We start from the raw sequence: 11,882 nt of genomic DNA, 5'->3' as shown, positions 1-11,882 counted from the left end.
ACCGTACGCACCCGCTGAGTCACTGTTCACGGTAAGCGCGGACCGCCACGCTGAGTGACGTGACGCAGAGATCCCCCGAACTCGCGACCCCCATCCGCAACTTCAGCATCCAGCTGTCCTCCACCCCACGCGGCGCCCGCCTGGCCCGTCTCCTGGCCACCGAACAACTGCGCTCCTGGGAACTGCCGTTGGATCCTGCGAGGCAGGTCGTCGCAGAGCTGTCGGCCAACGCGGCGCAACACGGCCGCATCCCCGGCCGCGACTTCCGCCTGCTCCTCTACGTCGTAGCCGACACCCTCCGCATCGAGGTCACGGACACCCGCGACGACCGGCTGCCGACACCCTGGCTCCCCGCCCCGGAGTCCGAGTCCGGCCGTGGCCTTCTCCTCGTCGACGCCCTCGCCGACCGCTGGGGCGTCACCCCGGCCCGCCGCCGCGCAAGACCGTCTGGGCAGAACTCGCCCTCTGACCGGAGCCCGACACCTCGCGCCCCGGTGCCGCGGGCGGTCTCCCTCAAGGACCACCAGGATGAAGGAACCCCGCCAAGCCCCACCCCTCCCGCCCAGGCCGCCGCCTCACCCACGCGAGTGAACATCACCAACTCAGCTGGATTCGGGAGCCATTGCCTGCCCCACGCTCAGGGCAACACACCGCAGACATGCGACGGCCCTCGCCGGGACGGCAATCCCAGTGCGAGGGCCTGACCACCGAGGAAGGCTCCAACTTCCTGATGGATACGCAGAACCCTAACGTGCCCTCGCACGCCCACACCCCCGTAACCGGGAAGAAGCACCCGAACCGGCGGCACCCCCACACCGGCCTGGCTCACGATCACACCCGCCACACCACCCGCTTCACGGTGATCGGCAACCACCTCGCCCAGCATCAGGAGCTGTCGCTGCTCGCGATCGGGCTGGGCGTGCACATCCAGTCGCTCCCCGCGGGCGCCCGAGTCGACATCAAGTCCCTCGCCGCCCGTTTCCCGGAGGGCACGACCCGTATCGCCGCAGCTCTGCGCGAGCTGGTGGCCCACGGCTACCTGCGGCGCGAGCGCGAACGCGTCCCCGGCGGCCGGATCGTCACCCGCACGATCTCCTGCAACCAGCCCGGCCGCCGTGCGGAGGACACCCACGCCCCGGTACGGCGAGCGCACGCCCCGAGGAAGCGGACCCCCGCAAAACCTCTCCCCACCGTCCCGGCCCCCGCCTGCCCCTCCCCCACTCTCCTCCAACAGGCCACGGACCTCCTAGCGGACCTCCGCCGCCACGACCCCCGCCTGTTCCTCTCCGCCCACGACACCGCCCACCTGGCCCCCGGCGTCGCCGCCTGGCTCGAACGCGACCTCACTCCGACCGCCGCACGCCACGCCCTGACCACCGACCTCCCGCCCCAGCAACTGCGCCGCCCGGCCGCCCTCCTGGCCCACCGCCTCGCAGACCGACTTCCGCCACCGCCCCCGTTCCGGGCGCCCTCACCACCGCCGGCCGTCCGTCACCCCTTCCAGACCTGCGACGGCTGCGACCGTGCCTTCCGCGCACCGGCCCCCGGCCGCTGCCACGACTGCGAAGCGACCGGTCGACCACCGGCCTGAGGTATTGCGGCACACAGCTCGCGTGATCGCCAACGGGAACGCATGGCACAAGAGATCAGGGACCTAGGATCAGCCCATGACCGAGTTGGAAACCATCACGCATATCTCCGACCCTGCGATGCAGCGAATCATCGATATCACCAAGCACTCGCGGTCCAGCATCAAGACCACGTTGATCGAGGACACCGAACCGCTTGCGCAGTGCATTTCCGCAGGGGTGGAGTTGATCGAGGTCTACAGCAGCGACACCAGCCCCGTGTCCCCCGAGTTGCTCGCGCTGTGCGAGCGGCACAACGTACCGGTCCGACTCGTCGACTCATCGATCGTGAACCAGCTGTTCAAAGGGGAGAGGAAAGCCAGGACGTTCGGCGTCGCACGTGTCCCCCGCCCGGCCAGGTTCAGCGACATCGCGAGCCGGAACGGGGATGTCATCATCCTCGACGGGGTGAAGATCGTCGGGAACATCGGAGCGATCGTGCGCACCTCCCTGGCGCTCGGAGCGTCGGGGATCATCCTTGTCGACAGTGATCTCACCAGCATCGCCGACCGGCGTCTGCTGAGGGCCAGCCGAGGCTACGTGTTCTCGCTCCCCATTGTCCTTTCCAGCCGGGAGGACGCCATCGACTTCATCCGGAACAGCGGTCTGCGGCTGCTCGCGATGGAGGCCGACGGCGATCTCTCCGTGAAGGACCTCGCCGACGACAAGGAGCGGATCGCCATGCTGTTCGGCAGTGAAAAGGGCGGGCCCTCGGACTCCTTCAAGGAAGTGGCCTCGTCCACGGTATCGATCCCGATGATCAACTCCACCGAGTCCCTCAACGTCTCGGTCTCGGTCGGGATCGCGCTGCACGAGAGGGCCCAGCAGAATTTCGCGGCGGCTCATCCCGGATGACCGCTCATCCCGGATGACCCGCCCTCTTCGGCGGTACGACGGCAAAGGGGCCCGCACGACCGAAGTCGTACGGGCCCCTCCGAGCCACTCAGGTCAGTCGACCCTCAAGCCAGTCCGAAGACTCACTTGTTGATCTTGGTGACCTGGCCGGCGCCCACGGTCCGGCCACCCTCACGGATGGCGAACTTCAGGCCCTCCTCCATGGCGACGGGCTGGATGAGCTCCACCTTCATCTCGGTGTTGTCACCCGGCATGACCATCTCGGTGCCCTCGGGGAGGGTCACCACGCCGGTCACGTCCGTCGTACGGAAGTAGAACTGCGGGCGGTAGTTGTTGAAGAACGGCGTGTGGCGGCCACCCTCGTCCTTGGACAGGATGTAGGCCTGCGCCTCGAACTCGGTGTGCGGGGTGACCGAGCCCGGCTTGATGATGACCTGGCCGCGCTCGACGTCCTCGCGCTTGATGCCACGGAGGAGCAGACCGACGTTCTCACCGGCCTGGCCCTCGTCGAGCAGCTTGCGGAACATCTCGATGCCGGTGACCGTGGTGGTGGTCTTCTCCTGCTTGATGCCGATGATGTCCACGGTCTCGTTGACCTTCAGGACACCACGCTCGATACGGCCGGTGACGACCGTACCGCGACCGGTGATCGTGAAGACGTCCTCGATCGGCATCAGGAACGGCTTGTCGACGTCGCGCTCCGGCTCCGGAATGGCGGTGTCGACGGCGTTCATGAGCTCGAGGACGGAGTTGCCCCACTCCTTGTCGCCCTCGAGGGCCTTCAGAGCGGAGACCTTGACGACGGGAACGTCGTCGCCCGGGAACTCGTACTCGGTGAGGAGCTCACGGACCTCGAGCTCGACGAGCTCCAGGATCTCCTCGTCGTCCACCATGTCGGCCTTGTTCAGGGCGACGACGATGTACGGAACGCCGACCTGGCGGGCCAGGAGCACGTGCTCCTTGGTCTGCGGCATCGGGCCGTCGGTGGCGGCGACCACGAGGATGGCGCCGTCCATCTGCGCCGCACCCGTGATCATGTTCTTGATGTAGTCCGCGTGACCGGGGCAGTCGACGTGGGCGTAGTGACGCGTCTCGGTCTGGTACTCGACGTGCGCGATGGAGATGGTGATACCGCGCTGGCGCTCCTCAGGAGCCTTGTCGATCTGGTCGAAGGCCGAGGCCTCGTTCAGGTCCGGGTACGCGTCGTGCAGCACCTTGGTAATGGCGGCCGTGAGGGTCGTCTTACCGTGGTCGATGTGACCGATGGTGCCGATGTTGACGTGCGGCTTAGTCCGCTCGAACTTCGCCTTCGCCACTGGGGTCCTCCTGTGGAGTGGTTCTGGTACGCCTTACTCATCGGCGCCAGGTGATCTTTGCTGGAAAGCCCGGGCCCCGGGGCATTTCCGCCACGATTTGCGGCGGAATGCCCGTCAAGGCTCCGGAGTCAAGCCTACGGCGTGTAGACGCTGTGCGTTACTCGCCCTTGGCCTTCGCGATGATCTCCTCGGCGACGTTCCGCGGAACCTCGGCGTAGGAGTCGAACTGCATGGAGTAGCTCGCACGGCCGGACGTCTTGCTGCGCAGGTCGCCGACGTATCCGAACATCTCCGAAAGGGGCACGAGGCCCTTCACGACGCGGGCACCGGCCCGCTCCTCCATGGCCTGGATCTGACCACGGCGGGAGTTGATGTCACCGACGACCTCACCCATGTAGTCCTCGGGCGTGGTGACCTCGACGGCCATCATCGGCTCGAGCAGCACGGGGCTGGCCTTGCGCGCGGCCTCCTTGAAGGCCTGCGAACCGGCGATCTTGAACGCGAGCTCGGAGGAGTCGACCTCGTGGTAGGCACCGTCGAGCAGCGTCACGCGGACACCGGTCATCTCGTAACCGGCGAGGATGCCGAACTGCATGGCCTCCTGCGCACCGGCGTCCACCGAAGGAATGTACTCCTTCGGCACACGGCCACCGGTCACCTTGTTGATGAACTCGTACGAGGCGTCGCCGCCCTCGATCGGCTCGACCGCGATGATGACGCGGGCGAACTGGCCGGTACCACCCGTCTGCTTCTTGTGGGTGAACTCGACCTTCTCGACGGCCTTGCGGATGGTCTCGCGGTACGCGACCTGCGGCTTGCCGACGTTGGCCTCGACCTTGAACTCACGGCGCATACGGTCGACCAGCACCTCGAGGTGCAGCTCGCCCATGCCGCCGATGATGGTCTGGCCGGTCTCCTCGTCCGAGTGGACCTGGAAGGACGGGTCCTCCTCGGCCAGGCGCTGGATCGCGACGCCGAGCTTCTCCTGGTCGCCCTTCGACTTGGGCTCGATGGCGACCTGGATGACCGGCGCCGGGAAGTCCATGGACTCCAGGATGACCGGGCTCTTGTCGTCGGACAGCGTCTCACCGGTGGTGGTCTGCTTCAGGCCCATGACGGCGACGATGTCGCCGGCGCCCACCGACTCGATCTCCTCACGCTTGTTGGCGTGCATGCGGTAGATCTTGCCGATGCGCTCCTTCTTGCCCTTCACCGAGTTCAGCACCTGGGTGCCGGAGTGCAGGCGGCCCGAGTAGACCCGGACGAAGGTGAGCTTGCCGAGGTGCGGGTCGCTCATGATCTTGAACGCGAGCGCGGCGAGGGGCTCCTCGTCCGACGGCTTGCGCGCGATGACCTGCTCCGGGTCCTTGACGTCGTGGCCCTCGATGGCCTCGACGTCGAGCGGGGAGGGCAGGTAGCGCACGACCGCGTCGAGCAGGGGCTGAACGCCCTTGTTCTTGAACGCGGTGCCACAGAACACGGGCGTGACGGTGGTGCCGCCACCCTTGCCGGACGCGATGGTGATGCGACGGATCGCGGCGTAGAGCTGCTCCACGGTGGGCTCGGTGCCCTCCAGGTACAGCTCCATCAGCTCTTCGTCGTTCTCGGCGACGCCCTCGAGCAGCTTGCCGCGGTACTCCTCGGCAGCTTCGATGTGGGTGTCAGGGATGTCGACGGTGTCGTACATCTCACCCTTGGTCGCCTCGGCCGACCAGACCAGGGCCTTCATCGTCACGAGGTCGATGACGCCCTTGAAGTCCGCCTCGGCACCGATCGGCAGCTGCATGACCAGCGGCTGCGCGCCCAGGCGGTCGGAGATCATGTCGACGCAGCGGTGGAACTCGGCGCCGGTGCGGTCGAGCTTGTTGACGAAGCAGATACGCGGAACGCCGTAGCGGTCCGCCTGACGCCACACCGTCTCGGACTGGGGCTCAACGCCGGCGACGCCGTCGAACACCGTCACGGCACCGTCGAGCACGCGCAGCGAACGCTCCACCTCGACGGTGAAGTCGACGTGGCCCGGCGTGTCGATGATGTTGATGGTGTGGTCGACGTCTTCCAGCGGCCAGTGGCAGGTAGTGGCAGCAGAGGTGATCGTGATGCCACGCTCCTGCTCCTGCTCCATCCAGTCCATGGTGGCAGCGCCGTCGTGGACCTCACCGATCTTGTACGAAACGCCGGTGTAGAACAGGATCCGCTCGGTGGTGGTCGTCTTGCCCGCGTCGATGTGGGCCATGATCCCGATGTTGCGGACCCTGGCCAGGTCAAGCGAAGTGGTAGCCATAAGGCTTCAGTCTTCTCTCGGTCTCGATGGGGTCTGCGACTACCAGCGGTAGTGCGCGAAGGCCTTGTTGGACTCGGCCATCTTGTGCGTGTCCTCGCGCTTCTTCACAGCGGCACCCAGGCCGTTGCTGGCGTCGAGGAGCTCGTTGAGCAGACGCTCGGTCATGGTCTTCTCGCGACGGGCGCGGGAGTAACCGACGAGCCAGCGCAGCGCCAGGGTGTTGGCACGGCCGGGCTTGACCTCGACCGGGACCTGGTAGGTGGCACCACCGACACGGCGGGACTTGACCTCGAGGGTCGGCTTGATGTTCTCGAGAGCGCGCTTCAGCGTGATGACCGGGTCGTTGCCGGTCTTCTCGCGCAGGCCCTCCATGGCGCCGTAGACGATGCGCTCGGCGGTGGAGCGCTTGCCGTTCAGCAGCACCTTGTTGATCAGGGAGGTCACCAGAGGAGAACCGTAGACCGGGTCGATGATGACCGGGCGCTTCGGGGCGGGGCCCTTACGAGGCATTCTTACTTCTCCTTCTTGGCGCCGTAACGGCTGCGAGCCTGCTTGCGGTTCTTGACACCCTGAGTGTCGAGCGAGCCGCGGATGATCTTGTAGCGAACACCCGGCAGGTCCTTCACACGGCCGCCGCGCACGAGCACGATGGAGTGCTCCTGCAGGTTGTGTCCCTCACCCGGAATGTAAGCGGTGACCTCGATCCCGCTGGTCAGACGCACACGCGCGACCTTACGCAGGGCCGAGTTCGGCTTCTTCGGGGTGGTCGTGAACACACGCGTGCAGACGCCACGACGCTGAGGGGAACCCTCGAGTGCGGGCGTCTTGTTCTTCTCGACCTTGTCCTGCCGGCCCTTGCGGACCAGCTGCTGGATCGTAGGCACTACTTCTCCGGTTTCTGTGTGCCGATAGGTGAAGCTAACCTGGAACGTCGCCGACCCACGCGGTCGGGTGTGTCGAATCACGCGGACTCCCGCCGCCAGGCAGAATTAAGCGCAGATTACGGTGGCCGGTTACGGCTCGACGTGCGGTTCATGGCACGCACGCGAGCCAGGGCACACCCCAGGCACAAGGTCTGAGCGTACCTACCGCATTCGCTGCGGTCAAAACAAATGGGTGCCGCCCGCATCGCCATGCGGGACATGTCAAGCCCCCCGGCCGTTCTCGATCTTCAATTCGATGACAGCCTGTCCGATTTGCTCATGTTTCTTGCTGCCCGGGATTCACTCGGCCGCGATGGACACCACCGTCAGCAACACCAGGACGAGTGCCCAGCCGGCCGTGGACAACCACCCGAGCACGAGACCGGTCAGCGCGAGCCCGTCCCCCAGTTCCCCCGGCTGCGGATCTCGGCCCGCGCCACATGCCCCAGCACCACGGCCGGAATCCCGGTCAGCCCCATGGTCGGCACACACAGCAGACCGCACACGCCGGCCGCCACCGCCTTCCCGTTCGTCCGCGGCCGGGGCGCGGGCAGAAACGTCCGCGGCACGGGCATGACCCCGGGCGGCTGCGCCAGCGGCCCCTGAGGCAGATCGGCGACGAGCAGCGCCAGCTCCCCCACGGTCCGCGCCGCGTACGCCCGCGCCACCCGCTGCTCGAACTCGTCGCGCTCCATCCGCCCCTCGCCGTACCCGGCTCTGAGCACATCCACGGCCCGCTCCCGATCGGCATGCGAGGCGAGCATCGACGGGGCACTGGGGCCCTGCCAGGGCTGCCAGGACGGGTAGGGCGGCTGCGACACGTACGGCACCTCCCCGGTACGCCGGAGTCCCTCCATGATGCGCCCTGACGGCCCTCCTGGCACCGGTTCGTCCCCACGGACACGCCGAAGGGCGGCCACCCCAAGGTGACCGCCCTCCGGCTCAAGCGACTCGCTTACTGGTTGTACGGACCGTAGTCGTAGTCCTCCAGCGGCACGGCCTGGCCGGAGCCCGTGCCGAACGGCGAGTAGTCGATGTCGTCGTAGCCGACGGCCGAGTACATCGCGGCCTTGGCCTCCTCGGTCGGCTCGACCCGGATGTTGCGGTAGCGGGACAGGCCCGTACCGGCCGGGATGAGCTTACCGATGATGACGTTCTCCTTGAGGCCGATGAGGCTGTCGGACTTGGCGTTGATCGCCGCGTCCGTCAGGACTCGGGTCGTCTCCTGGAAGGAGGCGGCCGACAGCCAGGATTCCGTCGCCAGCGAGGCCTTGGTGATGCCCATCAGCTGCGGACGACCGGAGGCCGGGTGACCGCCCTCCTGGACCACACGACGGTTCTCGGTCTCGAACTTCGAGCGCTCGACCAGCTCGCCGGGCAGCAGCTCGGCGTCGCCGGACTCGATGATCGTCACGCGGCGCAGCATCTGCCGGATGATGATCTCGATGTGCTTGTCGTGGATCGACACACCCTGCGAGTTGTAGACCTTCTGGACCTCGCCGACCAGGTGGACCTGGACGGCACGCTGGCCCAGGATGCGCAGCACGTCGTGCGGGTTGGTGGCACCCACGGTGAGCTTCTGGCCCACCTCGACGTGCTCGCCCTCGCTGACCAGGAGCCGGGCGCGCTTCGAGATCGGGTACGCCGTCTCGTCGCTGCCGTCGTCCGGCGTGATGACGATCTTCTTGGTCTTCTCGGTCTCCTCGATCCGGACGCGGCCGGAGGCCTCGGAGATCGGGGCGACACCCTTCGGGGTACGGGCCTCGAAGAGCTCGACGACACGCGGCAGACCCTGGGTGATGTCGTCACCGGCCACACCACCGGTGTGGAAGGTACGCATCGTCAGCTGGGTACCGGGCTCACCGATGGACTGGGCGGCGATGATGCCGACCGCCTCACCGATGTCGACCAGCTTGCCGGTGGCCAGCGAACGGCCGTAGCACATCGCGCAGGTGCCGACGGCGGACTCGCAGGTCAGGACCGAGCGGGTCTTGACCTCCTCGACGCCGTGGCGGACCAGCTCGTCGATGAGCACGTCACCGAGGTCGGTACCGGCCGGGGCCAGCACCTTGCCGTCGACCACGATGTCCTCGGCGAGGCAGCGCGCGTACACGGACGTCTCGACGTCCTCCGCCTTGAGCAGCGTGCCCTCGGCGTTCCGGCTCGCGATCTTCAGACGCAGACCGCGCTCGGTGCCGCAGTCCTCCTCGCGAATGATGACGTCCTGGGAGACGTCGACCAGACGACGGGTGAGGTAACCCGAGTCGGCGGTACGCAGAGCGGTGTCCGCCAGACCCTTACGGGCACCGTGCGTGGAGATGAAGTACTCCAGCACGGACAGGCCCTCACGGAAGGACGCCTTGATCGGACGCGGGATCGTCTCGTTCTTCGCGTTCGACACCAGACCACGCATACCGGCGATCTGACGCATCTGCATCATGTTGCCTCGTGCACCCGAGTTCACCATCATGAAGATCGGGTTGGTCTTCGGGAAGTTGTCGTTCATCGCCTCGGCGACCTCGTTGGTCGCCTTGGTCCAGATCGCGATGAGCTCCTGCGTGCGCTCGTCCTTGGTGATCAGACCGCGCTCGTACTGCTTCTGGACCTTCTCGTCCTGCGCCTCGTAGCCCTTGACGATCTCCTTCTTCGCCTCGGGAACGACGACGTCGGAGATGGCCACGGTGACGCCGGAACGGGTCGCCCAGAAGAAGCCGGCCGCCTTCAGGTTGTCGAGCGTCGCCGCCACGATGACCTTCGGGTAGCGCTCGGCGAGGTCGTTGACGATCTCGGAGAGCTGCTTCTTGCCGACCTCGTAGTCGACGAACGGGTAGTCCTCGGGCAGCAGCTCGTTGAAGAGCGCGCGGCCCAGCGTGGTGTTCAGCCGGAAGCTGTCACCCTGCTGCCACTCGGGCTCGCCCTCCTCACGCGCCGGCGGGGTCCAGCCACGCGGCGGGATGGTGCCGACCGGGAAGCGGACGTCGATCCTCGACTGGAGCGACAGCTCGCCCGCGTCGAAGGCCATGATCGCCTCGGCGACCGAGGCGAAGGAACGGCCCTCGCCCTTGAGCTCGCGCATCTCGCCGTCGGTGGTGAGGAAGAACAGACCGAGGACCATGTCCTGGGTCGGCATCGTCACCGGACGGCCGTCGGCGGGCTTGAGGATGTTGTTCGAGGACAGCATCAGGATGCGGGCCTCGGCCTGCGCCTCCGCGGACAGCGGCAGGTGCACGGCCATCTGGTCACCGTCGAAGTCCGCGTTGAACGCGGTGCAGACGAGCGGGTGGATCTGGATGGCCTTGCCCTCGACCAGCTGCGGCTCGAAGGCCTGGATGCCGAGGCGGTGCAGCGTGGGCGCACGGTTCAGCAGAACCGGGTGCTCCGCGATGACCTCTTCCAGCACGTCGTACACGACCGTGCGGCCGCGCTCGACCATGCGCTTGGCGCTCTTGATGTTCTGCGCGTGGTTCAGGTCGACCAGGCGCTTCATCACGAACGGCTTGAAGAGCTCCAGCGCCATCGCCTTCGGCAGACCGCACTGGTGCAGCTTCAGCTGCGGACCGACGACGATCACGGAACGCGCGGAGTAGTCCACACGCTTGCCGAGCAGGTTCTGACGGAAGCGACCCTGCTTACCCTTCAGCATGTCGCTGAGGGACTTCAGCGGGCGGTTACCGGGACCGGTGACCGGGCGACCGCGGCGGCCGTTGTCGAACAGCGCGTCGACGGCCTCCTGGAGCATGCGCTTCTCGTTGTTCACGATGATCTCGGGCGCACCGAGGTCGAGAAGCCGCTTCAGTCGGTTGTTCCGGTTGATCACACGGCGGTACAGGTCGTTCAGGTCGGAGGTCGCGAAGCGGCCACCGTCCAGCTGCACCATCGGACGCAGGTCCGGCGGGATGACCGGGACGCAGTCCAGCACCATGCCCTTGGGGCTGTTGCTGGTCTGGAGGAACGCGGAGACGACCTTCAGACGCTTGAGCGCACGGGTCTTCTTCTGGCCCTTGCCGGTCCGGATGATCTCGCGGAGCCTCTCGGCCTCCTCGTCGAGGTCGAAGGACTCCAGGCGCTTCTGGAGCGCCGCGGCCCCCATCGAGCCGTCGAAGTACGTGCCGAAGCGGTCACGCAGCTCGCGGTAGAGCAGCTCGTCGCCCTCCAGGTCCTGGACCTTGAGGTTCTTGAAGCGGTTCCACACCTCGTCGAGCCGGTCGATCTCGCGCTGCGCACGGTCGCGCAGCTGCTTCATCTCGCGCTCGGCACCCTCGCGCACCTTGCGGCGCACGTCGGCCTTGGCGCCCTCGGCCTCCAGCTCGGCCAGGTCGGTCTCGAGCTTCTTGGCGCGGGCCTCCAGGTCGGCGTCGCGGCGCTGCTCGATCTGCTGGCGCTCGACGGAGACGTGGGCCTCCAGCGAGGGCAGGTCGCGCGTACGGCGCTCCTCGTCGACGTACGTGATCATGTACGCCGCGAAGTAGATGACCTTCTCCAGGTCCTTCGGGGCGAGGTCGAGCAGGTAACCCAGCCGCGACGGGACGCCCTTGAAGTACCAGATGTGCGTGACGGGCGCGGCGAGCTCGATGTGGCCCATCCGCTCACGGCGCACCTTGGCGCGCGTGACCTCGACGCCACAGCGCTCGCAGATGATGCCCTTGAAGCGGACGCGCTTGTACTTGCCGCAATAGCACTCCCAGTCCCGGGTCGGACCGAAGATCTTCTCGCAGAAGAGTCCGTCCTTTTCGGGCTTGAGCGTGCGGTAGTTGATGGTCTCGGGCTTCTTGACCTCGCCGTGGCTCCACTGACGGATGTCGTCAGCGGTAGCCAGACCGATCCGGAGCTCGTCGAAGAAGTTGACGTCGAGCACTATGCGTCAATCCCTCTCAGG

General features: G+C 66.8%; 7 protein-coding genes and 2 pseudogenes. 3 read left to right on the top strand and 6 right to left on the bottom strand.

The window, feature by feature from the left end; genetic code table 11:
* Window positions 1-59: 59 nt before the first annotated feature.
* From V8690_RS26070 to nshR, 3 genes and pseudogenes are all read left to right on the top strand, one after another.
* Window positions 60-469 (top strand): annotated as a pseudogene (locus tag V8690_RS26070) (ATP-binding protein).
* A 261-nt stretch (window positions 470-730) separates the two neighbouring features.
* On the top strand, window positions 731-1,591 hold the full coding sequence (locus V8690_RS26065; protein WP_338782532.1) for a helix-turn-helix domain-containing protein: 861 nt from the start codon (window positions 731-733) through the stop codon (window positions 1,589-1,591).
* Between the two features lie 76 nt (window positions 1,592-1,667).
* The gene (gene nshR, locus V8690_RS26060) at window positions 1,668-2,483 is read left to right on the top strand and encodes an NshR/TsnR family 23S rRNA methyltransferase (protein ID WP_338782531.1); all 816 of its coding nucleotides are present in this window, start codon (window positions 1,668-1,670) and stop codon (window positions 2,481-2,483) included.
* A gap of 122 nt (window positions 2,484-2,605) precedes the next feature.
* On the opposite strand, the gene tuf is transcribed toward nshR, so the two are convergent.
* The 6 genes and pseudogenes from tuf to V8690_RS26030 form a co-directional block, all read right to left on the bottom strand.
* Window positions 2,606-3,799: an elongation factor Tu gene (gene tuf, locus V8690_RS26055; RefSeq protein WP_020274921.1), complete on the bottom strand. Its 1,194-nt coding sequence runs from the start codon at window positions 3,797-3,799 to the stop codon at window positions 2,606-2,608.
* A 157-nt stretch (window positions 3,800-3,956) separates the two neighbouring features.
* Window positions 3,957-6,083 (bottom strand): elongation factor G, encoded by a 2,127-nt coding sequence (gene fusA, locus V8690_RS26050; protein ID WP_338782530.1) that lies wholly within the window; start codon window positions 6,081-6,083, stop codon window positions 3,957-3,959.
* Between the two features lie 39 nt (window positions 6,084-6,122).
* Window positions 6,123-6,593 carry a 30S ribosomal protein S7 gene (gene rpsG / locus V8690_RS26045; protein ID WP_003998848.1) on the bottom strand — a complete coding sequence of 157 codons (471 nt, stop codon included), beginning with the start codon at window positions 6,591-6,593 and terminating at the stop codon, window positions 6,123-6,125.
* Between the two features lie 2 nt (window positions 6,594-6,595).
* On the bottom strand, window positions 6,596-6,967 hold the full coding sequence (gene rpsL / locus V8690_RS26040) for a 30S ribosomal protein S12 (RefSeq protein ID WP_003948652.1): 372 nt from the start codon (window positions 6,965-6,967) through the stop codon (window positions 6,596-6,598).
* 339 nt (window positions 6,968-7,306) lie between these two features.
* Window positions 7,307-7,770: pseudogene (locus V8690_RS26035) on the bottom strand (DUF1707 and DUF4190 domain-containing protein).
* Between the two features lie 191 nt (window positions 7,771-7,961).
* The gene (locus V8690_RS26030) at window positions 7,962-11,861 is read right to left on the bottom strand and encodes a DNA-directed RNA polymerase subunit beta' (RefSeq protein ID WP_338782529.1); all 3,900 of its coding nucleotides are present in this window, start codon (window positions 11,859-11,861) and stop codon (window positions 7,962-7,964) included.
* Between the last annotated feature and the right edge of the window lie 21 nt (window positions 11,862-11,882).

Source organism: Streptomyces sp. DG1A-41 (genome assembly GCF_037055355.1).
Lineage (GTDB): Bacteria > Actinomycetota > Actinomycetes > Streptomycetales > Streptomycetaceae > Streptomyces.
Note: the sequence above shows the minus strand (reverse complement) of the source record. Positions and strands in the feature narration are given on the sequence as shown.

Coding starts and splice junctions, on each gene's coding strand:
- V8690_RS26065 (WP_338782532.1), top strand. CDS start 731: ATGGATACGCAGAACCCTAACGTGCCCTCGCACGCCCACACCCCCGTA.
- nshR (WP_338782531.1), top strand. CDS start 1,668: ATGACCGAGTTGGAAACCATCACGCATATCTCCGACCCTGCGATGCAG.
- fusA (WP_338782530.1), bottom strand. CDS start 6,083: ATGGCTACCACTTCGCTTGACCTGGCCAGGGTCCGCAACATCGGGATC.
- rpsG (WP_003998848.1), bottom strand. CDS start 6,593: ATGCCTCGTAAGGGCCCCGCCCCGAAGCGCCCGGTCATCATCGACCCG.